Origin of the sequence: Pseudoalteromonas sp. 68 DY56-GL68, from assembly GCF_041414825.1 — a bacterium.
Lineage (GTDB): Bacteria > Pseudomonadota > Gammaproteobacteria > Enterobacterales > Alteromonadaceae > Pseudoalteromonas.
Genome location: NZ_JAOCZL010000021.1, coordinates 279,715 through 305,042, shown reverse-complemented (window position 1 = coordinate 305,042; position 25,328 = coordinate 279,715). Strand labels below are relative to the sequence as shown.

30 protein-coding genes are annotated in these 25,328 nt (G+C 39.0%); 11 read left to right on the top strand and 19 right to left on the bottom strand.

The features are described 5' to 3' along the window. Positions 1-10 precede the first annotated feature (10 nt). The 5 genes from mmsB to NYF15_RS15845 all read left to right on the top strand — a co-directional run bounded on the left by mmsB (position 11) and on the right by NYF15_RS15845 (position 5,248). Positions 11-901 (top strand): 3-hydroxyisobutyrate dehydrogenase, encoded by an 891-nt coding sequence (gene mmsB / locus NYF15_RS15865; RefSeq protein ID WP_371354075.1) that lies wholly within the window; start codon positions 11-13, stop codon positions 899-901. A 9-nt stretch (positions 902-910) separates the two neighbouring features. Then, on the top strand, positions 911-1,672 hold the full coding sequence (locus NYF15_RS15860) for an SDR family oxidoreductase (protein ID WP_371354074.1): 762 nt from the start codon (positions 911-913) through the stop codon (positions 1,670-1,672). Between the two features lie 146 nt (positions 1,673-1,818). Next, entirely contained in the window at positions 1,819-3,636 is a 1,818-nt protein-coding gene (locus NYF15_RS15855; protein WP_371354073.1) for a serine/threonine protein kinase, read from the top strand. 71 nt (positions 3,637-3,707) lie between these two features. Then, a complete protein-coding gene (locus NYF15_RS15850; RefSeq protein ID WP_371354072.1) occupies positions 3,708-4,463 on the top strand; it encodes a BRO family protein in 756 nt (251 codons plus the stop codon). 401 nt (positions 4,464-4,864) lie between these two features. After that, positions 4,865-5,248 carry a hypothetical protein gene (locus tag NYF15_RS15845; RefSeq protein WP_371354071.1) on the top strand — a complete coding sequence of 128 codons (384 nt, stop codon included), beginning with the start codon at positions 4,865-4,867 and terminating at the stop codon, positions 5,246-5,248. Between the two features lie 105 nt (positions 5,249-5,353). Here the strand turns inward: NYF15_RS15845 and gloA are convergent, their stop codons facing one another. From gloA to NYF15_RS15820, 5 genes are all read right to left on the bottom strand, one after another. Further along, the gene (gloA, locus tag NYF15_RS15840; protein WP_371354070.1) at positions 5,354-5,884 is read right to left on the bottom strand and encodes a lactoylglutathione lyase; all 531 of its coding nucleotides are present in this window, start codon (positions 5,882-5,884) and stop codon (positions 5,354-5,356) included. 163 nt (positions 5,885-6,047) lie between these two features. Continuing rightward, positions 6,048-6,572: a hypothetical protein gene (locus NYF15_RS15835; RefSeq protein ID WP_371354069.1), complete on the bottom strand. Its 525-nt coding sequence runs from the start codon at positions 6,570-6,572 to the stop codon at positions 6,048-6,050. 124 nt (positions 6,573-6,696) lie between these two features. Next, positions 6,697-7,113: a VF530 family DNA-binding protein gene (locus tag NYF15_RS15830; protein WP_193988807.1), complete on the bottom strand. Its 417-nt coding sequence runs from the start codon at positions 7,111-7,113 to the stop codon at positions 6,697-6,699. Positions 7,114-7,203: 90 nt separating this feature from the next. Further along, the gene (locus tag NYF15_RS15825; protein ID WP_371354068.1) at positions 7,204-8,196 is read right to left on the bottom strand and encodes an MDR family oxidoreductase; all 993 of its coding nucleotides are present in this window, start codon (positions 8,194-8,196) and stop codon (positions 7,204-7,206) included. Between the two features lie 61 nt (positions 8,197-8,257). Further along, the gene (locus NYF15_RS15820) at positions 8,258-8,890 is read right to left on the bottom strand and encodes a TetR/AcrR family transcriptional regulator (protein ID WP_237118566.1); all 633 of its coding nucleotides are present in this window, start codon (positions 8,888-8,890) and stop codon (positions 8,258-8,260) included. Between the two features lie 367 nt (positions 8,891-9,257). Here NYF15_RS15820 and rmf point away from each other — a divergent pair, with 367 nt between their 5' ends. Further along, on the top strand, positions 9,258-9,428 hold the full coding sequence (gene rmf / locus NYF15_RS15815) for a ribosome modulation factor (protein ID WP_062569403.1): 171 nt from the start codon (positions 9,258-9,260) through the stop codon (positions 9,426-9,428). A gap of 72 nt (positions 9,429-9,500) precedes the next feature. Here the strand turns inward: rmf and fabA are convergent, their stop codons facing one another. Continuing rightward, on the bottom strand, positions 9,501-10,016 hold the full coding sequence (gene fabA / locus NYF15_RS15810; RefSeq protein ID WP_062569073.1) for a bifunctional 3-hydroxydecanoyl-ACP dehydratase/trans-2-decenoyl-ACP isomerase: 516 nt from the start codon (positions 10,014-10,016) through the stop codon (positions 9,501-9,503). A 207-nt stretch (positions 10,017-10,223) separates the two neighbouring features. On the opposite strand from fabA, the gene NYF15_RS15805 reads away from it, so the two are divergent. From NYF15_RS15805 to NYF15_RS15795, 3 genes are read left to right on the top strand one after another with little or no spacing between them, the layout of a single operon-like run. Further along, the gene (locus NYF15_RS15805; protein WP_371354067.1) at positions 10,224-11,081 is read left to right on the top strand and encodes a 6-carboxytetrahydropterin synthase; all 858 of its coding nucleotides are present in this window, start codon (positions 10,224-10,226) and stop codon (positions 11,079-11,081) included. Continuing rightward, positions 11,074-11,892: a M23 family metallopeptidase gene (locus NYF15_RS15800; RefSeq protein ID WP_371354066.1), complete on the top strand. Its 819-nt coding sequence runs from the start codon at positions 11,074-11,076 to the stop codon at positions 11,890-11,892. Before NYF15_RS15805 ends, NYF15_RS15800 begins: the two co-directional genes overlap by 8 nt. Before the next feature lie 5 nt (positions 11,893-11,897). Next, entirely contained in the window at positions 11,898-12,332 is a 435-nt protein-coding gene (locus NYF15_RS15795; RefSeq protein ID WP_062569076.1) for an acyl-CoA thioesterase, read from the top strand. A gap of 222 nt (positions 12,333-12,554) precedes the next feature. Here NYF15_RS15795 and NYF15_RS15790 read toward each other — a convergent pair whose 3' ends face one another. From NYF15_RS15790 to NYF15_RS15770, 5 genes are read right to left on the bottom strand one after another with little or no spacing between them, the layout of a single operon-like run. Further along, a complete protein-coding gene (locus tag NYF15_RS15790) occupies positions 12,555-13,877 on the bottom strand; it encodes a Na+/H+ antiporter family protein (RefSeq protein ID WP_237118563.1) in 1,323 nt (440 codons plus the stop codon). A gap of 8 nt (positions 13,878-13,885) precedes the next feature. After that, on the bottom strand, positions 13,886-15,826 hold the full coding sequence (locus NYF15_RS15785) for a transglutaminaseTgpA domain-containing protein (protein WP_371354065.1): 1,941 nt from the start codon (positions 15,824-15,826) through the stop codon (positions 13,886-13,888). Positions 15,827-15,828: 2 nt separating this feature from the next. Continuing rightward, on the bottom strand, positions 15,829-16,788 hold the full coding sequence (locus tag NYF15_RS15780) for a DUF58 domain-containing protein (RefSeq protein ID WP_237118561.1): 960 nt from the start codon (positions 16,786-16,788) through the stop codon (positions 15,829-15,831). Positions 16,789-16,791: 3 nt separating this feature from the next. Beyond that, a complete protein-coding gene (locus tag NYF15_RS15775) occupies positions 16,792-17,685 on the bottom strand; it encodes a MoxR family ATPase (protein WP_237118560.1) in 894 nt (297 codons plus the stop codon). 7 nt (positions 17,686-17,692) lie between these two features. Beyond that, on the bottom strand, positions 17,693-18,088 hold the full coding sequence (locus NYF15_RS15770) for a response regulator (RefSeq protein WP_237118559.1): 396 nt from the start codon (positions 18,086-18,088) through the stop codon (positions 17,693-17,695). Between the two features lie 404 nt (positions 18,089-18,492). Between NYF15_RS15770 and NYF15_RS15765 the strand changes: the two genes are divergently transcribed. Together NYF15_RS15765 and NYF15_RS15760 are read left to right on the top strand one after the other, a co-directional pair. Continuing rightward, positions 18,493-18,972: a DUF3653 domain-containing protein gene (locus tag NYF15_RS15765; protein ID WP_371354064.1), complete on the top strand. Its 480-nt coding sequence runs from the start codon at positions 18,493-18,495 to the stop codon at positions 18,970-18,972. A gap of 276 nt (positions 18,973-19,248) precedes the next feature. Next, positions 19,249-20,943: an AIPR family protein gene (locus tag NYF15_RS15760; RefSeq protein WP_371354063.1), complete on the top strand. Its 1,695-nt coding sequence runs from the start codon at positions 19,249-19,251 to the stop codon at positions 20,941-20,943. 400 nt (positions 20,944-21,343) lie between these two features. On the opposite strand, the gene NYF15_RS15755 is transcribed toward NYF15_RS15760, so the two are convergent. From NYF15_RS15755 to NYF15_RS15720, 8 genes are all read right to left on the bottom strand, one after another. Continuing rightward, positions 21,344-21,724, bottom strand: a complete 381-nt coding sequence (locus NYF15_RS15755; RefSeq protein WP_371354062.1) for a hypothetical protein — start codon at positions 21,722-21,724, stop codon at positions 21,344-21,346. Then, positions 21,724-21,912, bottom strand: coding sequence for a hypothetical protein (locus tag NYF15_RS15750; RefSeq protein ID WP_371354061.1), 189 nt, complete (start codon positions 21,910-21,912; stop codon positions 21,724-21,726). Before NYF15_RS15750 ends, NYF15_RS15755 begins: the two co-directional genes overlap by 1 nt. Continuing rightward, positions 21,905-22,324 carry a hypothetical protein gene (locus NYF15_RS15745; RefSeq protein WP_371354060.1) on the bottom strand — a complete coding sequence of 140 codons (420 nt, stop codon included), beginning with the start codon at positions 22,322-22,324 and terminating at the stop codon, positions 21,905-21,907. Before NYF15_RS15745 ends, NYF15_RS15750 begins: the two co-directional genes overlap by 8 nt. Before the next feature lie 93 nt (positions 22,325-22,417). Continuing rightward, complete coding sequence (locus NYF15_RS15740; protein ID WP_371354059.1) at positions 22,418-22,858, bottom strand: hypothetical protein; 441 nt, start codon at positions 22,856-22,858, stop codon at positions 22,418-22,420. Between the two features lie 37 nt (positions 22,859-22,895). After that, positions 22,896-23,051 carry a hypothetical protein gene (locus NYF15_RS15735; protein ID WP_371354058.1) on the bottom strand — a complete coding sequence of 52 codons (156 nt, stop codon included), beginning with the start codon at positions 23,049-23,051 and terminating at the stop codon, positions 22,896-22,898. 1 nt (position 23,052) lies between these two features. Further along, positions 23,053-23,868, bottom strand: a complete 816-nt coding sequence (locus NYF15_RS15730; protein ID WP_371354057.1) for a hypothetical protein — start codon at positions 23,866-23,868, stop codon at positions 23,053-23,055. Continuing rightward, positions 23,856-24,509 (bottom strand): hypothetical protein, encoded by a 654-nt coding sequence (locus tag NYF15_RS15725; RefSeq protein ID WP_371354056.1) that lies wholly within the window; start codon positions 24,507-24,509, stop codon positions 23,856-23,858. Before NYF15_RS15725 ends, NYF15_RS15730 begins: the two co-directional genes overlap by 13 nt. Then, entirely contained in the window at positions 24,502-25,323 is an 822-nt protein-coding gene (locus NYF15_RS15720; RefSeq protein WP_371354055.1) for a hypothetical protein, read from the bottom strand. Before NYF15_RS15720 ends, NYF15_RS15725 begins: the two co-directional genes overlap by 8 nt. Between the last annotated feature and the right edge of the window lie 5 nt (positions 25,324-25,328).

Here is a 25,328-nt window from a genome sequence, read left to right as displayed (position 1 = left end):
GGGTAAACAAATGGCTAAATTAACAATAGGATTTATTGGTTTAGGCAACATGGGTGGCCCAATGGCGGCAAACCTTGTCAATGCAGGTCATACAGTTCGCGTGTTTGACTTGAATAAAGCGGCGGTCAGTGAGCTTGCCGATAAAGGTGCAATTGCTGCAAACGATGCAGCAGAGTGTGCCATTGGCGCTGATATTTTTATCAGTATGCTACCAGCAAGCAAACACGTTAAATCGCTTTACTTAGGCGAAACAGGTCTTATCAACTTACTTGATAGCAAAACCTTAGTGATTGACTGCTCAACCATTGATGCAGAATCAGCGCGTCAAGTGGGTAGCGAGCTTGCTCAAAAAGGTATTGATTTTGTTGATGCGCCGGTATCAGGTGGTGTTGCAGGAGCAACAGCGGGCACTTTAACATTTATCGTCGGTGGTGAGCAAAGCCACTTTGAAAAAGCCAAGCTTGCTCTAGTAGATATGGGTAAAAACATCTTCCATGCTGGTGATATTGGCGCAGGACAAGTCGCAAAAATCTGTAACAACATGCTGCTAAGCATTTTAATGGCTGGTACTAGCGAAGCACTACAAATGGGCATTAACAACGGGCTTGAGCCAAAAGTGTTAAGTGACATCATGACTGCAAGCTCTGGCCGTAACTGGACACTTGAGCTTTATAACCCATGCCCTGGTGTAATGGAAACGGCGCCAGCAAGTAATGATTATAAACCGGGCTTTATGGTTGATTTAATGGCAAAAGACTTAGGTCTTGCTATGGAAGCGGCTCAGCAAAGTAATTCATCTACCCCAATGGGGTCAATGGCGAAGAATCTATACACTATGCTTCAGCATCAAGGTGCGGGTAGTGATGATTTTAGCGCTATTTTTAAATTATTCTCGAAGTAGGAGATTGTTGTGGAAATTAAAAACAACAACATCGTAATTACCGGTGGTGCGCAAGGTTTAGGTTTTGCAATGGCCGAGAAATTTGCATCGCTTGGTGCGAACATCGCCCTTATCGATATGCAACAAGACGTACTTGATACTGCAGTATCAGCGCTTGCCAAGCATGGTACAAAAGTCGTGGCGTATGCTGCTAATGTTACAGATGAAGATGCAGTGGTAGCAACGTTTAACACGATTAACAAAGACTTTGGCCATATCGGCGTGTTAATTAACAACGCGGGTATCTTACGCGATGGTATGTTTATCAAAGCAAAAGAAGGCAAAGTAGTTGATAAAATGTCGTTGGCTCAATTTCAATCTGTGATTGATGTGAACCTGACCGGTGTATTCTTAGCTGGTCGTGAAGCTGCGAGCCACATGATCGAGTCTGGCAAAGGTGGCGTTATCGTTAATATGTCGAGTGTTGCCCGTGCTGGTAACATTGGCCAAACAAACTACGCAGCGTCTAAAGCCGGTGTTGTTGCGATGACAACGGGTTGGGCGAAAGAATTAGGTCGCTTTGGTATCCGTGTTGGTGCAATCGCACCAGGTGTTATTCGAACAGCAATGACAGATGCAATGAAACCAGAAGCAAAACAACGCATGATGGCAGTAACGCCAGTGGGTCGTTTTGGTGAAGCACAAGAAATTGCCCAAACAGCACAATACATTGTAGAGAACGATTTCTTTACAGGTCGTGTTGTAGAAATTGATGGTGGTATAAGACTTTAATTTCAACTACCCATTGAGTCCAAAACGGTAAGCTTTGCTTGCCGTTTTTTTGCTTTAAGTCGCAACAAACCTTAATTGAACTCAGCCCTTGTAATTAACTTTCCTACATTCAATAATTAAAGTCGTTTTCTACCTTGAGAGATGCAGTGAATCCTAAACAAATCCGCAATTTTTATATTAATGAAGAACAGTCTGTTTATTTGCTGTCTCACCATGATGCTAAAAAGCACCGTCAATGGCTTAACATTTGTATTAAACAGCTAACCTTGCTTGGTTACAGCGATGTTGAATTAATAGGTTCTGGTGCATTTGGCTTTGTATTTGCGGGTATTGATGACGAAGGGATGCCTTGGGTCTTTAAGTTTTCACGCATAACCCTTGCGCAAAGTGTGCGTGACCGTTTAGAAGACGAAGCGTACATGCTCTCGCAAGTGAATAATCCACTGGTGCCAAAATTTTATGCATTTGAGCGCATTAAAAAGCAAGGCATTTTAATGATGGAGCGCGCTCTAGGTGAAGACTTAGAAAAAATCTCCATCAAACAGGGGCGTTTTAGCGCAGCAAAAATTATGGCGCTGGCGCTTAAGCTTCGCAATGTTCTTATTGACTTACGTGAACACAAAAATGGCATCAGCCCGCAACCAATTGTGCATGGCGATATTAAACCCTCTAACATCGTTTATGATGAACAAACCAATAAGTTGTCGTTGGTGGATTGGGGCAGCTCTGTATATGCACAAATAGACGCTGAAGGTAATCCGGTTGCCAGCAATTTTATGGATCTTATGTCTGCTGATATCAGCACCACTAATGCACGCATGGGGGATGTGTATTTTATTGGTGATGAGCAAATGTCGGGCGGGCAGTCATCGCCACGTTTTGATGAGCAAGGTGTTGCATCAACCCTTTATGCACTGGCGTCTGCACAGTCGTGTCGATTTGGAGCTGCGGTTATTCCGGCTACAAGCCTCAATTTACCCATGGAGCTTGCCCGTGTTATTGACGGTATGCTTTCAAAAAATAAGTCCACTCGTGATGGTGCGGGTGATTATTTTATGCGTAACATGCCTACAATGGCCAAAGCTTACCTCCCTGAGTTACCCCGTAAAGTCATTCGCCCTCATATTCCTTATTGGTTTAGTGAGTTTGATGAGCACCCAGATACCGTGGTTTATAGCTCCCGTAAACAATTTTTACGGCAAGCCGACCATAATCAACAATTACTTGATGTAAACGATGCCCAGCTCGATAGATACTACAAAGAATTTTTATTTGATACCGGCGACACCGAAAAAGCATTTTTGGCCTCTATAAGCCGATTAGCAAAATACCCAGTAGTAGGTGGCCTAAGTTTTCATTGGAAAGAAAACTCACTGTTTGTTGAATCATCGCTGATTCTGCATGATGAAACACTCGGCACTGCCTTTACCGATGCGATTAACAACACGGTGATGTTAGCGCAGGGGATTGAACAAAAAGGCCTCTTTAAATGTTGCTTGTTTGATGCGCGCAAAACCATTCAGCTCGAACGCGATGGCACCGGTGCGTTTAAATTTGAACACTTACCTGAACTTGATTATGAAGTAATGGATGTACAAGCCTCAGATGTAACCAGACCACACTCTTACTTTGAAGATGGTAAAGATCCTGATGAGCAATTGCAGCTCCCGAAAAAGGTTATAAAGTGCGTATTTGAGCTAAACCAGATACACCATACAGGCTGTATCATTTTTGAAGCCTTACCTGATAGGATGAAAATACATCATTACTATCGTCTGCTTGATGCCAGTAAAGAGCCTGAATTTAAACGTTTATTAAGTAAGCTCATGCAATATGCAGTTAATATCACAGATGTAGGTGTGGCAGGCTTTATGAAGCTACCTTACAAAAACACCCGTGAATTTGATTTATGCACTAAACAGCCCGATGAGTTTTATCCAAGAGATCCAAAGCGGGTAAGTTGAACTATAGTATGTACATTCAAATTAAAAACTTATAGATTAGGAACACTAGAAGTCGTAGGTTGAGAGTTTGTGTGAAAGATAATTTAGTAATGGTTTGTTATAAAGGTGAGTCTGGTTCAAGTGATATAAGGACTTTTAATAAAGGTGATATTTTGTATCTTTCACTGAAAGATATACTTGTTATATTAACTAAAGAAAACAGGAAGTTAAATGAGCTTCACATTGCAAAATCATTAGTTAATGTATTAAAAGCACAAGTTAAAATTTTAGATGATGACGAATATATAATGATTCCCAATTCATCAAATGATGATTTAGAGGTATACGTCACCCAACCTGGCTTGTATCGAGTTCTCTCAAGTGACTCAAGTCAAGCAGGGAAAAAATTTCAAAGATGGCTTTTTCATGAAGTCGTACCAGCTCTTACAAAATATGGGGAATACCCCGCTCCTATCGTAAGTAAAGATTCTGATGTGAAAAGGCTTGCACAGACATTACTTATGGAAATTGAGCAGCGAGAAGAATTAGAACGTAAAACAAAAGAGCAGTTTTTATTGCATGAACAGAGATTGGATGCTTTAGGTTCTAAATTAGAATCTATAAGTTTAAAAAGTTTGGATTCCAACAGTTTTGAAACAGTTAAAGAGTTTTGCAATAAAAATAGTTTATGTTCTTCGAAAGAACAGCTTATCTTAGGTTGGTGTATAAAGATATGTGCTGAATGTGGGGAACCTTCTAAAAAAGTAATATCTAATGGTAAAGAAGAAATTACATTTCCTAATCATGTGCTTATTAATGCGTTAAAAGAAGCAAAAGTAATAGTTTAATTTTTAATATGTAAACTTGGTGCAGATTCTTTCCTTAGATTTATGTTATTACGGTACTTACGGCCAATAGAGGGGGATTTAAACCTGCTGTGGTGATTATGTAAATTCTAACCATGTTATTGGGACAATCATAGCAGTTGAAAAAGCTGAACTTTCGCATTTTCACTCTATACCTAATAAAAAATCCTGCTTCTAGAGAAGTAAGCCCCCGATAAAAAGAGTAATCACCAGCAAGTTCAACATTTTGTCTATTAGTTTTTTTTGTTGCAATTATGGGAATTGTTTATACAAGTATGTAATTGTGAAGGTGAGTGTTATTAGGCTTTTATCAGATGGCTTGAAAGCTAGACGAAGACCAAATAATAATTATTGGAATAGAAATTATTAAATGGAGTTATTATATGTTCTGGCTAATATCATTTATTATTTTGCTAGCCATTACTGTCGTGCCATTTCCTTTCAAGGTATATGGATATCTATCAGGTAAAGATGACAGTCCTAAGCTTGTTAAATTTGAAGAAATAACAAATGCGCTCTTTATGTCTGTGGGTTTGTTCGGATTTTATGGATTTATAACAGATAAAGTTTTTCTAACACCTCTATTTTGGAATGGATGGTTATGCGTTGCTATAGTTTGGTCTTTGCTGCCTTTAGTTTGGTCACCTAAGCTTGATTATGCTACTGAAATTCTCGGCCGTAATAAGATGCGGTTGCTGGCAGGTGTCAGTTCTATTTTGTACCTCCCTTTGCTTTTTGCAGTCTATTTTTATGCAAACTCAATTTAAACTTCGCAGAATTTTTTATCCTAAAGCAAGCTCATATTTAGAAGTGAAACCTTAGAATGGAAAATAAATAACCTGCTAAATAGCAGGTTATTAACGATGGAATTCTTACTTATGCTCTTCAATTATCTCAGTGATACCCTCTGCCGAGAGTATTTCTATCCAATAGCCATCAGGGTCTTTAATAAAAGCTAGGCCTTTCATCGAGCCATCGTCTGGTTTTTTGACAAACTCAACATCGTATTTTGCAAAACGCTCGCATGCTGCGTACACGTCTGGCACGCTAATACCTATATGACCAAAGCCTTTTGGTTCATCATTACCACTATGGTAACCTGTAAAGCTGTCGTCCTTTTCTGTGCCCCAGTTATGTGTAAGCTCGATAAGAGCAGGGCGGCGAAACACCCACTGTGCTTTTTCTTTATCGGTGCCTGTTGGCATGTCTTGCTCATAGCCTAAAAAGTACAGCGTAAACTCCATTTTAGGGAAGTCATATTTACCCAATAACTTCATGCCTAAAACGTTTTGGTAGAAATCTAGAGACGGCTTTGGATCTTTAATGCGCAACATTGTTTGCTGCATAACATAACCTTGCGTTGCATTCGTGATTTGTTCTGGTGATTCGTTGTAGTGAGACATACATGTCCTTTGAAAATAAGAAAAGAAATAACATATCAATACAGTTTTAATATAGTAATCAACCTAAATGGAAATTTAAACCACAATTAAGAAGGCTATTTATAGGCTATATAATCTTACAACTTGCTAAAATACAGTAGTGGCTAATTTACATGTGATTGAGTTAATAAGAATCAAGCATCTTTGTAACAAGGCTAAAGTCAAAAGGGCTGGTACCAATTTGTTTTTCTAACTCATTTTTAAACGCTTTACTTTGCATCTCATAGTGGACTTTCATCTTTAATAATTCAGATGATTCATACAATAGCTCAAAGCTTGATTTTGAGTAATCAGATATACCTAAACCAAGCTCATTACGTGTGAAGTCTAATTGACCAATGGCAAAAGCTAATGATTGACGTAAGCTGTTTTCACACAAGTTTCTATTTCGTACATTTAAGTAGAACAGTGATTTCAAAAAAGCGTTTCTATCTATATTTAGTTTCTCAAATGTCTTAGTATTAAGTTTTAATGACGATGAGTTAGCAATCTCTTTGCATTCAGATATTTTGTCCGATAAAAGAACTATTTTTCTTTTTACATCTTCTTCTAACAGTTTAAGTACAGCCTCATTTTCGGCAAAACTTGTAGTTGGCATTAGTACTAAAAAAATAACGAGCCAAAAACTATAAATTTTATTTACAGCCATTATACACTCTCTGCTATAACTTAAGTTTTTTTAGGTTATGTGCGTTTATTCCTTAATTGAAAAAGCCGCCACATAGGCGGCTCTTTTCAACTCACAGCATACAGTCTCAAGACTTTCTAGTGGGTTAATTACCCCACGGGTTACTGGCACTTGAACGCTGCTTACGGGCACGGGCTTTTTGCTTCGCTTCTTTCTTCTCATGAATGCGTTTTGCATCGGTAAAACTTAACTCACAAGGTTCACCTGGTTTTTGATCAGCTGGGATCACACGATCGCGCGGCGGTAATTCGTAGTTTACATCGTCAGGGCGTGGTAAGTTTTTAAGACGATACAAATAAAAGTTCTCGACTTTTTCTTGTGCCCATTGGGTTTTACGTAAAAACTTAACAGCAGATTTTACATCTGGGTTATTCTTAAAGCAGTTCAAACGCATATAGGCGTGGAGTAATTCCCAGCCATATTGTTCGACAAGCTCTGTGACGACTTGCTCGATACCAACACCTTGCAGTGGGTTATTGCTGAAAATTTCTTTATTACTCATTAGACTGTCCGGTATTACAAAACTAGGGTAAGTATAATTGCCTTTACCCTAGTTTTATAGCTAACTTGCTAAGAATGTTTATATTCGCGCCTATTCTTTGCAATTAACTACAACGCGGCCGCGAATTTCACCTTTTAATAGGGCTTCTGCATTTGCAACGGCATTAGAAAGTGGAATTTCTTGCGAAATAGTATCTAGGTACTGAGCTTCAACTAACTCACTTAAACGTTGCCATGCTTCAATTCGGTCGGCTTTTGGGCGCATTACACTATCTATGCCCATAAGACTAATGCCACGAAGGATAAACGGTGCTACCGTTGCCGGAAAGTCCATACCTTGTGCTAATCCACATGCTGTTACAACACCACCGTATTTAATAGATGCACAGACATTGGCAAGGGTGTGGCTTCCCACAGAATCAATTGCGCCAGCAAATTGCTCTTTTGCGAGCGGTTTACCTGGCGCTGAGAATTCATCGCGAGATAGAACGCGTTTTGCGCCTAATTTTTTAAGGTGGTCTGCTTCATTCATTCGACCTGTTGTTGCAACCACATCAAAGCCAAGCTTATTTAATAAGTAGATTGCAAAACTGCCCACACCACCATTAGCACCGGTGACAAGTATTTCGCCGCTTTGTGGTGTGATACCTTGTTTTTCTAAGGCGATAATACTCAGCATTGCGGTATAACCTGCCGTACCAATTTGCATTGCCTGTTTTGGTGTTAAATTAGCGGGGAGGGGGATAAGCCAATCTGCACTCATAGACGCTTTTGAACTCAAACCACCTAAGTATTTTTCCCCAACACCAAAACCATTTAACAGGACTTTATCACCAACTTTAAATTCATCGCTCTTAGACTCTGTCACTGTGCCTGCAAGGTCAATCCCAGGGATCATAGGAAATGTTCTCACTACAGGGCCTTTACCAGTAATCGCTAAGGCATCTTTGTAATTTAACGTACTGTAGTCAACATCAATATTTACATCGTGCTGGTGGATGCTCTCTATAGGAAAGTCAGTGTAGTGGGCACGATAACCTTGATCATCTTTGTTGATAACTACCGATTTTACTGATGTTGTCATGTTGACTCCTTTTAGACCGATCGTCTTTTAATGGTTAAAATAAAACCGTATTAAAACGGCTTTATAAAATTAAGCGTAAAAATTGTGCTGTATAAAGGGTAAGTGGTTCACTTGATTTATCAAGTTTAGAGCGCATTACTGCGCCTTCCCAGCCGATCCAGAAAAACTCAGCAAGCATCTTACAATCTGATGATTGAGGTATTTGCTTTTGCTGCTTTGCGTCAACTAGGCACTGCTCAATTAAAGCTTGCCAGCTGATGTAAGCTTGCTTAATACGTTCTATCATTGGCTCATCAAGGTAACTGAGTTCTTGATTTAAATTGCCAATTAAGCAGCCACGCTTAAACTCAAACTTTGTCATGCCGTGTTTGGCGTCGTTAGCAAACAGTACAACTCTTTCAAGCGGGTTTATTTTTTCATCAGTTAGATGGCGTTTTAACTTTGCTTGAAAATAGCTGTCGTAAGCATCAATAAGTGCTAAGCCAAAATCATTCTTACTTTTGAAGTAATGATAAAAAGAGCCCTTAGGTACCTGCGCTGATTTTAAGATTAAATCAATGCCGGTTGCACTAAAGCCTTTTTCAGTTAATACAGCTAAACCCGTATTAATTAAAAGAGCGCGAGTATCTGCATTTGAACGTGCTATTTTTGGTGGCCTGCCACGACGGCTTGGCGTTGTGTTATTTGTTTGCATACTTAATATTAGACCGATCGGTTTTTAATATGCAAGTAATTAATTGCCTAAATTGTAATCATCATAAATTTGTCATGATTACAATTTAAATGGGAACTTTGCCGAAACGGCTTAGGTCACAATTATGAAGCTAAAAGAGATAAAATTTTTAGCCGAATTTAAGTGTATTTATAGGTGGTTTTAGATGAGAGGTACGACCACTTAGTCATTTAAAATGTTAATTCAGTTGAGCATCAGCATGTTACTTGTTGTCAATTTATTTAATTGCTTTTTGCTATTTGAATTTAACAGTTTTATTAACTATTCATTAAATGTAGATGTCAATTTCGCTACATATCTATAAATATAAAAGGTGAGGATATTACCTATGAAGAGACAGAAAAGAGATCGTTTAGAAAGAGCTCATTCTCAAGGTTATAAAGCAGGCTTGGCAGGCCGTTCCAAAGATCAATGCCCTTATCAACAAATCGACCCTAAATCTGAATGGTTAGGCGGCTGGCGCGAAGCAATTGAAAACCGCAATATGTTTAAAACTTAATATAGGCACCTGTTAATTTACGCAAAAAAGCCCCATGCAGGGGCTTTTTTGTATCTGCAAACAAGTAAAAAATTAGAATGCAGTTGTATCTTGGAAAAGACCTACTTTAAGATCTTTCGCTTCATAGATTACACGGCCATCTACTTCTACAGTACCATCAGCCATACCCATGAATAATTTACGTTTGATAACACGTTTCATGTCTAAACGATAAGTAACTTTTTTAGCTGTTGGTAGGATTTGACCTGTGAATTTAACTTCACCTACACCGAGTGCACGGCCAAGACCAGGACCACCAGACCAACCAAGGAAGAAACCAACTAATTGCCACATTGCATCAAGGCCAAGACAACCAGGCATAACAGGGTCACCTTTAAAGTGGCAGTCAAAGAACCAAAGATCAGGGTTAATATCTAACTCGGCAACGATCTGGCCTTTACCGTGCTCGCCGCCATCTTCAGTAATTGAAACGATGCGATCCATCATAAGCATGTTGTCGCTAGGTAGGCGGCAGTTGCCTTCACCAAACATTTCACCTTGACCGCAAAGGATTAGTTCTTCTTTTGTATAGCTGTTTTTAGGTTCCATAACTCTTATTCGTCGCTTAGAAATTGCCATGTACTTTAGCGTACACTTGTACGCTAAACAACTCGGAGCAGTTAAATAATTTATATTTTCAGCTTGTTTTATGACCACTTAATTAAACTGTTACAGATAAAGGGAGATAAAACCGCGCATTGTGAAGTAAAAATCATTATAATTGCTGTGATTCTTTAACCAGTCTAAAGGAAATTTATGATCCTTTTTGTAAACTCACTGACAGTGATTGATTTTTCTTACTTGTGTAATAAACGCGGCGCAGTTGGCGAGAGCTGGATTGTGGATTTAACTCTACATGGTCAGTTGAATGATGAGTCGATGGTGCTGGATTTTGGTTTAGTTAAAAAGCAAATTAAAGGCATTATTGATGACTGTATTGACCATAAACTTGCTGTGCCAGCAAAATTAAATGGTTCACTAACACAGCATGCAGAGCATAGCGTGCTAGATTGTCACTTCGGTGATAATTATCACTTAGCAATGAGTGCACCAAATCAAGCCTTTTGTTCTATAGATGCTGATATCATTGATGAAAACTCAGTGACTGAGTTTTTAATTAAAACGATAATGCCCCAGCTTCCTAATAATATCGAAAAAATCGAAATTAGCTTAAAGCCAGAACATAGCCAAAGCTTCTACTATCATTACAGCCACGGCCTTAAAAAGCACGATGGTAATTGCCAGCGTATTATCCATGGTCATCGCTCACAAATTGGAATTAGCCTTGACGGTATGGCTATGCCTCGCTTACAAAAAGAGTGGGCAGATAAATGGCAAGATATTTACTTAGCGACAGCTGAAGATGAAATAAGTAAAGCTGAACTTCAACATATAAGTGCTGAGAGTAACGATGTGTGTTTTGCCTATACATCACAGCAAGGTTATTTTGAAATGGTGATAGATAAATCACGCTGCGACATTTTACCTTGCGATACGACAGTTGAATGTATTGCTGATTATTTAAGTTCACAAGTTAAAAACCAATACCCTGAATCAGAAGTAAAAATTACAGCCTACGAAGGGGTTGGCAAAGGGTCTATTAGTTATGCATAAAGTATTACTGATAGCAGCATTTGCAGGATTATTTTCTTTAACTGCAAGTGCTGTTGAATTAAAAGGACATTTAACTCAAGGCGGTTTAGTTACTGGCCAAATTGAAGGTGCTAAAAGTGTTAGTTTCAATGGCGAGCAACTTAAGCTTTCAACAAATGGTGAGTTTGTATTTGGCTTTGGCCGTGATGCAGATACGAATCATAACCTTTCTTGGGTTGATAGTGCTGGTGTGAGTCACGAGCAAGCAATTGTAATCACTAAGCGTGATTACAAAATTGATAAAATCACGGGTGTTGCAAAAAAATATGTTTCGCCACCTAAAGAAGTGTCTGAGCGTATTAGCCGTGAAGCTGTTGCAGTACGTAAAGCTAGGCATGTAAATTCTGACTTACGATACTTTTTAGATCCGGTTTATAAGCCTGCAAGTGGGCGTATTTCAGGTGTTTATGGTAGTCAGCGCTACTTTAATGGTGAGCCTCGCCGCCCACATTTTGGGTTAGACATTGCCAATAAAACAGGTAGCCCTGTGTATGCACCAGTAAGTGGTACGGTGGTGTTTGCTGATGCCGATTTATACTACTCTGGCGGCACCTTGATTCTTGACCATGGCCATGGCGTTACCTCGACTTATATTCATTTAAGCAAATTGGATGTAAAAGTAGGGGATGAAATTACGCGTGGTGACAAAATTGCTGAGATCGGCGCAACAGGCCGAGTTACCGGCCCTCATTTAGACTGGCGTTTTAATTGGAAAAACGAACGCCTTGACCCTGCGCTAATGATGCAAGACACATTAGCTAATGAAAAGTAGAGACTATGACACAACAAATCGATCGTGACGCTATTATTGCACAGCGTATTATTGACTCAACAACGTCAGTAACAAAAACTGTTTTCCCAGGCCGTACAAATCACCATAACACATTGTTTGGTGGAGATGCGCTAGCTTGGATGGATGAAGTCGCCTTTATTGCAGCAACCCGTTTTTGTCGTAAGCCTCTTGTAACGATTTCGTCTGACCGTGTTGATTTTAAAGAGGCTATTCCGGCAGGTACATTTGCCGAGCTAATTTCAAAAGTTGTTCACGTTGGCAATACCAGCCTTAAAGTAGACGTAGAAATCTTTTTAGAAAGAATGCATAAAGATGACAAGCATTTAGCTATTTCAGGTAGCTTCACGTTCGTAGCTGTTGATGATAACCACAGACCAACACCGGTAGTTTGCGATAAGATGATCAATGGTTTCGAATAACACTTACTATAAGTTTTAAATAAATTAAGTACCTTCGGGTGCTTAATTTATAATATACAAAGAACACATCATACTAAAAGTATTAAAAGTTACCTTCAACAACTGTTAAAATAATTTAGCAAGGTGTGTACAAGGAATAGATGTATGAGGGATTTCTTTCTTTTTATTTTTTTAGAATAGTTTAGTGTAGCCCCATTAAAAGAAGCTACACTGTTTATCTAGTTACAAAACCATAGCCGCAACCCAGCCTGCAATAAGTAGCGGAATATTAAAGTGGATAAAAGTAGGTACCACAGAATCCCAAATATGGTCGTGTTGACCATCCGCGTTTAGGCCTGATGTTGGGCCAAGTGTTGAGTCTGAGGCAGGGGAGCCTGCATCACCTAAAGCGCCCGCGGTACCAACCAATGCAGCGGTTGCCATTATCGAAAAATTAAGTTCCATACAAAGTGGTACAAACAGGGTGGCTATAATAGGCACTGTTGAAAACGAGCTACCAATGCCCATAGTGATTAATAAGCCAACTAGTAAAATTAATGCTGCGGCAAGTGGTTTGTTACCTTCAATCATTCCTGCGGCAGAGGTAACTAATGAAGCGACATCACCCGTAGCTTTCATCACAGAAGCAAAGCCCTGTGCTGAGATCATAATAAAACCAATCATCGCCATCATAGCAATGCCTTTACTGAATACATCGCCGTTTTGCTCAAGCTTTACAACACCAAACAAGGTAAATATCGCTACACCAACAAGGCCGCCTAAGATCATAGAACCACTAATATTTTGTGCGATTAAAGAGCAAAGTACGGCAGCAATACCAACAGCTAACACCTTTTTAGGCTGCTCAATCACAACCTCTTGTTGTTGCTCTGTTAGGCTATGAGACTCATAACTACGGCGTTTCCGATAGCTGATAAATACCGCAACCAATAAACCAAATAACATTCCAATAGCTGGAATGATCATTGCCATCGGCACTTGTGTATTAACAATCTCTAAGCCATTTTCAGTGAGGTTTTTGTGTAAAATGGAGTATAAGTAAATGCCACCAAAACCATAAGGTAATACCATATAAGAAGTGGCTAATCCGAAGGTTAAAATACATGCAATAGCGCGTCTATCGAGGCGCAATTTATTAAATACAATCAGCAATGGCGGAATAAGTATTGGGATGAAGGCTATATGCACAGGTATTAAATTTTGCGATGAAATCGCACAGAGTAAAATAATACTTAATATAAGATAACTAAGTGTCGTTTCGCCTCTATGACTATTCTCGTTTACTTGCTTAAGTAACTTAGACGCTAAAATACGTGTTAAACCCGACTTAGAAATAGCCACCGCAAACGCACCTAACATCGCATAGCTAAGCGCTATTTCAGCACCACCCGATAAGCCATCATTGAATGCATTAACAGTTTCAGTTAAACCAAGGCCTGCGGTTAAGCCCGCAACAATGGCACTCACGGTCATCGCGACAATGACATTAATTCGACAAAGCGTTAAAACCAGCATCAACATAACGCCGACAATTACTGCATTCATATTGTTCTCTATTTGGCTGTTTTGAGAGAGTTTAACAGAACTCGCACACGGTTTTTGCGATTTTGAGTATATGATTGTTGTTGATAGCGTACTTCGACGATTATTTGCTCAAACTCGTTTAAATAAGGCTCCAACACAGGCTTTTGCTGTCTGATCAAAGCGATATTTTGTAGTGGTGTGTTGGTTTCAAAAGGCTCAAACCCTTGCTTTTTAGACCACTGATAAAGCTTAGTGATGTCATCAACCAATGGTTCGCTACTTCGAACTGGGCGCTTACTATATAAAAAATAGCCAGTAAAGCTCAGTAATAAAGTACCTAACACAACTAATGGCGTAAGCCATGCTGATTTATTACCAAACAGTGAGTCAAATAAACTTTGTTGTGATTCTTGGTCAAACGTAAGCACCCAGTTAGTCCATTTATAGTCGAGCTCTTCAAGGTGAATTCTAAGCCAGTTTATAGCTTTAAAATGGCTCCAGCGCTTTAGACCAAAGTTAAGATTGTCGTTAAAGCTTTCGTTTAAATCCCCCAGTTGTGATAGTGAACCATTTAAACGCTCTGGGGCAACAACAGAGGTTGCATCGAATATGTGCCATTTTTGGTCGAAGAACACTTCAACCCATGCATGCGCATCATATTGGTAAATGTTAAGCGTAGCGGCTTTAGTTTGTTCACCCCCTAAATATCCAGACACAACACGGGCAGGGTAACCAGCGACACGAAACATAAATGCAGCCGTGCTGGCATAATGTCCACAAAAACCACGTTTGGTATCAAACACAAACTGGTCTAACGTATTATCACCATACATTGGCGTAGGTGTTAATGTGTAAGCAAACTGCTGCTGATTAAAGTAATCAAGTAGCGCGTTAAAGTAACCTTGCGCATTTTCATGCTTAGCAGCCAACTCTTTAGCCAATGCTGTTGTTTGTGGATTGGTTGTGTTCGGTAAGCGGGTATAAATGCGTTTTTCAAAGGCATTCAGGCTCAGCATAGCCTCACTGCTGGTTACCGCGTATTTAATGTTTTTGTTTAAGTTACCTTTACGTTTTAACAAGCCATTGTAGGTTGAGTGCACATCTGAATTAGTACTTTGTGCAAAGCCAAGGGCAAATAGCCAATTTGAAGATGAGGGCTCTGCAATAACCTGATAATTAACGCTATTACTTTGAGTAATTGTACGGCGAATTGGGTTAAATTGTTGAGATTTTAAAATGTCCGATATTAACCAGTCACTACCATTAAATTCATCATGAATAAGGCTTCGCCAGTAATAGGGGGCTTGTAGGACTTGCCCTGGCTGTTGTTCTACCCGAAAAACCAAGTCATCTGACTCAGCTAATTTCGCAATAGAAAAGGGGTTAACTTGTTCTGATAAACCCGTTTTAGCAAGCTTGGGCCCCGGTAGCTGCCAAAATGCAGGTAGTTTGGGTAAAAACAAAATCAAAAATGCTGCTATGGGTAAGGCCAGTAGAATGGTTTTAACACTTTGTTTGTTAGCGGCCTTAAAGCTTTGCGGGCTAGTTAAATAGCCAAGTACCGCGAAGTTAACAATATAAAGTACACTGACTACCAAGGTTTCAAATAACCCTTGATGAAACAAATACACCGTTGAAAGGTTAAAAAACACCAGTAAACACACAGTTTGAAACTGTTTAACGGTTTTCGCTTGTAACAATTTAAAGTTGCTAGCAAGTAGCATCATGGATACAAACAACTTTACCGTATCGCTCACACCAACCAGAACAAATAAAGCAATTAAGCTAACTGCAGCCAAAATATTTGCCACCAATCCATTTAGTTTTTTATAAAACTTACCTAAAAACAGGTTTAAAAAGCTTAAGCCAGCTAATATGGCTAAAAATGGAGTAGGTACTTCAGTAAACAAAAAACCACTGATAACAATAAACAGCAGTGATAAAACAGTATTTATAAGCGGCGTATTCATAATTAAAACTCCGCTAATGCTTGCAGGCAGGCTTTTTGATGATTGATCCCTTGGCCTTTAGCAATGTATTTCTTGGGCAAGGTTAACGAAAAAGCCATGTGTTGACCGGTTAATTGGTTTACCAAAAAGCATAATTGGCTTAAACGTTGTTCGTTATTGCCAGTTAACATATTGAAATTAAGCGCTAATTCCTGTGATGCATCACTGGTAAACTCTTTCGTTAATAGCTGCTGAGTTTTAGCGTAGTGTTTCCACGATACCTTATTAAGCGCTGTACCTTGCACAAAAGGGGTAAGTTGATGAAAGTCATCATTACCCGCTTTAACTTGTGCGTTATCGCCGTCGTGTTCGTCATTGTCATGGAGCTGAGTATCAAGCTTTTCAGAAGCGATAGGCTGTGGGTAAACATACACCGTTTCTGTTGGCTCTATGTAACTCCACACAGACACTAAACCAAATGGAAAGTGACTAATAATTTTAACTCTATCAAAGTCATAAGCACCACGTTCACTGTATTTAAGTGCTATTTCAACGGTCTTTTTCTCTTTATTTTGTAGTGACACAGTTTCAGATTCAAGGTTGTCATTAACGAATTTTATAAGTTCACAGTGTGATTGTGCTTGTACTTGAAAACGCGCAAGAGGAGTTTCTGGCGCATAACTTTCGTTTACTGACTGGTATTTAACCGACAAACCTCGCACATTTTTATAGCCAGTGAGTATCGCAAACACCAAAACCACCACCATTAAATACGCCATGGCTAAAATCAGGTTGTTTTGATAGTTAATGCCCATTACAAAATTAAGTAGTGCAATCAGTAAAAACTGCCCACCGAGTTTTGAAGGTAATACATAAATGGTTTTATGTTGGAGTTCAATTTCGTTAGTTTTATGCTTGTTTTTTAATAACTTATTAAAAACGAAACGACGAAATTGATTAACAAAAGCAGAGCGCTTAAACATGTTTTATAAGCTTACAGGCACATGTTTAAGTGCATAGCCACTGTCACCCGCGTTTAAACCAAGTCTGTGATCAGTCACACTTGGAAAAACCGCTTGTACATCTTCAGGCATTACAAAATCACGACCTTCAATATACGCCCATGACTTCGCAGCGCGGGCAAGCGCAATACTGGCTCTTGGAGATAGTGGGTTTACAAAATGATTATCTTGGCGAGTAAACGCAACGAGCTCAAGGATATAATCAACCACTGCGTTGCTTACCGTTACCGTATTAATTTCTTTTTGAATAACAGCAAGTTGCTCAGGATTAATGCGAACAGGCAAGTCATCATAATTACGATTGTTTAAGCCTAAAATGAGGTTTTTCTCAGCGTGTTTATCAGGAAAGCCTAAACTAATACGCATGAAAAAGCGGTCTAATTGTGATTCTGGTAACGGATAAGTGCCAGATTGATGCACAGGATTTTGCGTAGCAATCACAAAAAATGGTGATGGTAGGGCGTGTTTAACCGAATCTACCGTTACTTGTTTTTCTTCCATTGCTTCTAACAGTGCACTTTGTGTTTTAGGACCTGCACGGTTAATTTCATCGCCTAAAACAACTTGGCTAAATACAGGACCTTGATGAAATGAAAAACTATGTTCTTTAGCATCAAAGATGTTAGTACCAAGAATGTCAGAAGGTAATAAGTCACTGGTAAATTGTATACGTTGATACGACAAGCCAAGCACTGCGGCAAGTGCATGAGATAACGTGGTTTTTCCCATGCCTGGTAAATCTTCAATTAACAGGTGGCCTTCACTAAATAAACACGTAAGGGCGAGTTTGATTTGTTGTTGCTTACCAAAAATAATCGTTGATAGGTCATCTATAATGAGTTGGATTGTCGAATTCATAAACTACTTAATTTGTTATGGTTTCCATCAATTCTAGACGTTTCATAACAGAGTCGACTTTTTTTGCGTTGAATGGTTTGGCGATAAAACCTTTAGCACCAAGTTCCCAAGTATTTTGAACATTCTCAAGACTGTTATGGCCAGAGCACATAACAACATGTGTATGTGGATGATGGTCGTTTAAGTATTCAAAAATTTCCGTACCATCAGTATTGGGTAGCTCAATATCAAGAAAGATAACATTCGGTGACTTTTCTTCGATAACAGTTTTAGCTGATTCAAAATCTCGACTTTCTAAAATATCTTCAAAGCCAAGACCAGTCAAAATTTGGTTTAGATAATCTCTGATGTCTTGCATATCATCAATTATCAAAATAGGTTCCAACGGCTTCACAAATTCCATATTGTTACATCTTATCGTTACATCTCAAGTTGATAGTTTTAATATAAGTCATGAGATAAGTAAGCTCAAGAAACAGATACTAATAAAATGAATAATATGATAAAACACCTCCTTAATGTCCGATACCGTCTAGTATTGGACTTAGTATACATAGAGGATAGGTATGACTATATATAGATACTTAAATTCCTATAATTTATATTATGTTAAATACTGTATTTTCTGTCATATTGTCGGTGTTTCCTCGTTCGTTTTAAATCTGTATTCTACGCTCCGTTTTTATAAGTTTTCTATTTTTGGCTATCAATCTATAAAACTAATTGAAAATATAATTATCAATCTAAAAAAATCATCAAACATTCCTCCGCGCAGACGCAACAACATAACAACGTCAATGGATTTAAATGGAAATGACTGATTTTAAACAACTGCTATTTAGAGCTGGATTTATGAATTTCGGCAAACTTGATCGCCGCGCAGCTATGGATTTTTTGTTAATTAAGTCTGAACGCACACTTGAACGCTGGATTTCAACAAACAACCCTTGCCCACGCGCGATTGCAATGCTTGAGTCACGTATTAATGGGAGTTTTACGTTTCATAGGTCTTGGGATGGTTTTTTCATATGTCGGGATGGATATTTGTGGACGCCTCGCGGTAAACGCTACGAACCTAGCACTATCAATAAAATTGATTTCTTACAGCGTTCGATACGTTACAACGAGTCTGAAACCGAATCCCTTAAACAGCAAATAGCCCACTTACATGATTTAGTCCAAGCCAGTGAAACCCTCAAAACAATTGGTAATGACTTAATTAAAATGGGCGATCAACTAGCCCTCAAGGATATTGTTTTAAAATACGGTGACAAAAAAACTGCTTAGGCCTTGCCGCGCTTTTGATAGCGCGGTTTTTTTCTATTGTGCTATTTTGGACGTTTGGCTTTAACTCTTCCTTGCCCTAAAATGGGTTAGAAGAAATTGCTTAACGAGCTAGAAACGCTATTTACATTTTGCTATAAATCATGAATAAAGATTCGCTGTCTAAGAATTTATGCGCATTCACCACTAATGCAAGTACCTTACGATTTATTGGTGTGGTGAGTTCAGAACTGGCGGAAAATCAAATTAAATATAACATCTTCAACTCAAGGGAAATCGATGTCTAAAAATAACCAAATATTGCTTGATGCAATAATTAAACAAGAAATGGAAAATTTTGAGGAAAATATTCCTTTAAGTGACTTCTTTGAGTTCTACTCTGCGCTCCAAGTTTTGAAGGAGAATGAATTAAGCTATGACGAAATAAATTCTGGTATTGCAGGACAGAGCCATGATGGCGGTGCTGATTCACTTTATTTATTTGTAAATGGTGAGCTAGTAAAAGAAGATGAAAATCTTTCTGATAAATATAAGAAAAATGTAGATATTGAATTTGTATTAATTCAATCAAAATATGAAAATTGTTTTTCTGAAGATCCGCTTTTAAAATTATCTAGATTATGTAGAAGCCTTTTCGATTTGGACTTTGATGCTTTCGAATTTTCTGGACAATATAATGAAAAAATATTAGCTGCATTTGAATTATTTAAAAATACTTATGTTGGACTTATTACCAAGAAACCAAAGTTAAAAATTAGTGTTTATTATGTATCCAAAGGAGTTGAGTTACATCCAAATGTAGAGAAACAAGCCAAAGACTTAGAGAAGGATATCGTAGGTAAGTTACCTGCTGCTGAAGCTAAGGTTATATTTCTTGGTGCTGAAAAGTTAGTAAAAATGGCGCAAGAAAGACCTAATGATGTATTTCGTTTAAAGATATCAGAAACTCCACTATCAACGTCTGAACAAGTATTTATTGCTCTAACAAACTTGGCAGATTACTTTAACTTCATTACTGATGACGATGGAAAGTTGATTCGACATATATTCGAATCAAATGTTAGAGACTATCAAGGCAAAACGAATGTAAATAATGAAATACAAGACACACTTGAAAACCCTGGCAATGAAGAGTTCTGGTGGTTAAATAACGGCGTTACTATTTTAGCTAGTGAAGTTGCTGCCCCTGGAGGAAAAGAGTTAGTTGTTCATAACCCTGAGATTGTAAACGGTTTGCAAACATCTTCTGAAATACATCGATTTTATAATTTACACCAAGATAAGATAGCTGATGAAAATCGAGATGTGCTTGTTCGAATCATTGTTCCGGAGAGCGAAGAGACTCGCGACAGAATAATTCGAGCGACTAATAGTCAAACTCCAATTCCAAAATCATCACTTAGAGCAACAGATCAAGTACACCGTCAAATAGAAGATTTTTTAAAACCAAGAGGTCTTTTCTATGACAGAAGAAAGAACTTTTATAAAAATGAAGGCAAGAAACCTAAAGAAATTATTAGTGTACCTTTCATGTCCCAATGTCTAATTTCAGTTTTAATGCAAAAACCCAATTTTGCAAGGGCTCGACCTTCAACGTTGCTAGAAGATGATGAATCATATTCTAAACTATTTCATAAAAATAATGATCTACAGTCATACTATTTAGTAGCCCTTTTAGGTCGGAGAATTGAAGAGAAGTTGAAAAAAGACAAAGACTATACAACAACAGAAATAGCAGATATTAAATTTTATATATTGTATACAGTAAGTTGTTTGATGACTCAAAGCTTGTACCCAAGAAGTAATCAGTTGTCAAAACTAAAACCTGATGATTTAAAAGATGCTATGTTTAATTATGCGTTAGCTACGACTTATGATTTGTACCGTGAACTTGGAGGTACAAATAAAACCGCTAAAGGTTCTAAATTAATCGAAGCTTTAAAAGAAAAAATCAGGGCGGATAAACAGTTATAATAAGTTGCTTAAACGGACATAAAACAGCTGGCTTTTGCTCGTTCCCTGTAGTTTTAGCCAACTATTTTATTTCCTCTTAACAAAGCGTTACCGAATAAATACTCAAACACGTTTTTGTCCAAAAACGTGTTTGACCGGACTCCCCTGCTCGCTCACAACCGACTGTTAGATGAAATTTTAATCTATTTATTGATTACACCCAACTCTTAAAATTTCCCAAAAAAGGCCGCGATTAAGCGGCCTTTTTTATTGTCGTTCCGTCTGGGGTGACGATGTCCCCGCCTTTGATATACCGAAACCCTTTTTTTAGTTTTCCATTTTCAAATGCGTTTTTATATTCATCCTGCAGGACAGGCTTTTTAACGATAGTTCTTCGATTGTGGTACATAATGAGCCTTTTTTATTTTAGTGAATTAACTGTTGTAGCATCGACCAAGCCATTTAAAAGCGGATAATATTTAGGTTTTAGCCTTAAGTATGGGTCGAAAATTTCCTCTATTAAATCGCCGTTATCATCGTGTTTTAGGTATATGGCTTTTAACCAAACCTTATCAATGACTTTGTAATTACTATCTAGCTTATCAGAGTTTAAATAAAACTCACTATTTGGGCTTTTAATGTAATGACTGCCATTAACGAGAAATTGCACTTCTGCAAGTGCTTGGGCAACTGGCCGAGTAAGTGTATTGACGGTTTTATCAAATGCTTCAAGTGGCGCGGCCATTTTACGGTAAATAAAATAACCAGCGCCAATAATTAGAGCCCATTTTACAGTATTCATTAAATACCGACCTTCACGCGTAACTCGGTGATTATTTTTTGCATCTCCTTGATGCACTCTTTTAACCCTTCGTTTTGTCGGCGCAAATACCCTATGTGTATTTTGTTAGTGACTACGACTGTTGTAATTAACACTATTTGCATAATGATAAAAACAAAGTCTTTTAAGCCTAGGTTTAAGTTATCCATTTTTAGCCCGCCTAAATTGTCCGATAAACTGAGGCACTACATTTTTTAAGCTTGCAATACCCCACACAGCGCCATTAATGGCAACCCACGTTTGCACCAACCACGGCGGCACATTTTCAAGGTTTTTGAAGATGGCGTCGCCCTGCTCTGGTGATATGACAGTAATCAATATTGGGGCGGTAAACATGGAGTAACTAAAGAACCTAAGCGTTTTGTCTTTATCACGTATGCTTTGCATTTCCCAATCATGATTATTATCAGTCGTTGATTGTGCTAAGCGAGCTTGATTATTAATGACCGCTAAATCACGGTCTTTTTCAGCTTTTTTAATTTGGCCGTAGTAATCAATTGCTGTAGTTAGGGGCGCAAAAATACCTCTAAGGAATTTAAAAAACGCGTTCGCTTTACTCATCGTCTAAAATTCCCTTGGTGTGTTTCTTTACCTGATAAACAACGAGCGCGCCAAGTATGGCACCCGCTGCGGTTGTTAATAGCCACTTAGTATTCATGCTGCTAATGCGACCCCTTCACGCGCTTGATTAAGATTAAATGCACCTTTTGCACCCTCAAAATCTGACATTGCAAGCATAAGTTCAGGGTAAAGATACGCTGGTACTTCATCATAACGATTTAAGCCAATCCGATTACTCACGTAGTTAATGTAGTTTTCTGTGTGATTAACGTAAGTTTGCCCATCATGCTCGCCGTTCGCCGGTGCCCAACGGTTGATGATGTCGTGTAATGTGTATAAGCCGTGTTTGTGCTTATACGTCATCAGTAGCTTGTAAGCAGCACGAAACCCAAACGCAGGGCTGATAAATTCCTCATACCCTTTCTCTATGTCGCGCTCTCGCTCACCTTCCCAATCATTACCGATACGAATATTTAGCGGATTGTTATTTCGCACGTTCGGCGGCAACTCGCTTTGTTGTTTTTTAGTTAGCATATAAATAACCCCTATGGTGCAGAGGGTGACAAGTAAATTATACTTGTTCACCTGTCACTTCCTCTTGCTCTGGATAATAGCGCTTGATTTCGTAAATGGTTGGGTTACCCGCTTCATCTTTAGCGTGAACGTACATCACTAAATCACCAATTACAGGCTCAGCGCCTAAGTTGTTTAAATTGATAAGTTGCATATTAAGCCCCATTTAATAGATAAAACGCTGCGCGTCTTGTGTATACATTTGATGTAGATTCCGTCATCCCTGAGATAGTGTTAATTGTCACTCTCAAGGAGCTGTTAAACGGAATGCCGCACTTTTTAGCGACAGTACTTCGCGTAGGAAATATCGCTTCTCGTAGAACAGTTGAGCCAGCTGCGAATACATCGAATGCACCTAATACGAGGCTTCTATTACCAATCAGTGTTTGTGTAAAAACAATTGGGTCTTCATCGTCTATTTCGATAATGACTTGCACTTCACCACCTGAGCCGCTTTCATGGGTTTGGAAGCCTGTAAAAACACCGTTCCCCTGAACATCTGCCACAACAACGTTTTTGCTTGAACCCTCGTAAATAGCACCTTTGTGGTAATACGAATAAAAATTCACTATTTCATCAAGGTTCAAGTCAGCACCAGCGTAAAGCGTTTGTCTACTTGTTGCTGTGATCAAAGACAAACCGCTATTTTTAAGTGCGTTCACGCTCTTTTGAAGCGCAGCAACCTTTGTATCAAAATGGCTATTGATAGCATTTTTTGCTGCTGTTATTGCCGCATCCGTAAGCGCTTGTTTATCTATTACCGCTTGTATTGTTTCAGCTTTAGCGTTAGCAATCGCTTGTTGTGTCGTATCAATTCCCTGATTTGCTGCGGCCAAGTTTTCTAACGTTTGGTCAAGCTTGGTTCGGTTCGCAGCTGCAACGCTTTTGAGCCACGAAAAATCAAGCTTCTGAGCTTCTGTTTGTTCATCAATTAATGGCTTTAAATTTGGTTGATTATTTACGCCCGCCATTGCTCACCCCCCGCTAATGTTACTGGTTCGTCACTTTCGTTCTTTACGAAAATTGACGTAGCCATGTTTTCAAATTCACGTGAAGCGGGGGCATTTTTATTGCCTGATAAAAATATCCCCGTACCAACATTAGTCGCACTTGTACCAACCCGAACCGCCGTAAAATTAGGTGTGTCAGTTATTACCTGGATTAACACGTTTCGGTTTTCAGCATCACGCGCCGGAAATACTTCGAGCGTTTGGCCAACCGCTAACACCGTTTTATTACTTGCTAATGACTCAAAGTTATTAGCAGGCAATAGTGCCATCTTGCCGTTTTCTACCGTTGCGTTTGCATCAACTTGTATCGATTCACGAATGCGCGTCACTTCAACCGCATTAGAGATTGATACCGACCCTTTACCACCCGTACTGACTTTGATGTTTGATACTTCGTATTCAAGCTCAACAGTGTGTTCACTTACGTTTTTAAACGTTACGTCGCGATATTCTTCAAGCTCAAAATTTCGGTTAACTTCACCAACCAATTCACCAAAACCGCCCGACACAATAAACGGTAAGTTTGCATTAACAATTGACAGGTATTTACCCGATGTGATGATGGGGCGCTCCTGCCCCGCCCCCAGTGTGATTTTAGGCATTTCGCCCCCTACTTAATGATGTAACAATGACAGCAATACCAATAACCCCCAGCGCTAACGCCATGTACTTGACCATCTCACCTGATTGCTTAGCGACAATGTCTTGACCTTGTAACGCTGTATTTCGAGCAAGCTCTGAAATAATGCTTTTATCTTCGCTCGCTGACTGTGCAATTTGAGCAACTGTTTGCGCTGAGTTGTTTAGTTGCGTCTGTGTTGTGCTGCGTAAGCTGTCTGACAACTCGGTCACCGCATCAACGCTAAACTCACTAAAACTATCAATTGTTGAACGGCCAAAATCACCGACTTCATTAATTGCTGTGTTTGCTGTATCACTTACGCGCTCTACGGCCTCCCCTGCAAAATCTAATGATGAGTCAACAACTCGGCCATTCTCTTTGATTGCATCAGCGGCGGTTTTAGCGGCAGTTTCAGCAGCTTTATTTGCTGCATCGATGGCCGCTTTGCTCACGTCCTTATTTGCATCAACGACCTTTTCACCAAAGCTTAATGCACCGCCAGCAACATCACTTGCAAAGTCGAACGCATCACCAATTGCCCCACCATCAAGCACGTTAATATTGCCGCTATTGCCTGCAAAATCACCGTCATTTTCAACGCTGTTATCTATATCCCACTCTTGCGAGTTATCGATATCAATTTCCCACTCTTGGGAGTTATCAACGCTGTTATCATTTGATGATTCATCATGAATAACGTTGCCGCCTACGCCCGCGTAATCACCATCATTAACAATGTTGTTGGTGGTTTGCTGGTTGCTCGTAGACTGACTAGTTTTAGATTTACCCCCCATGGCAA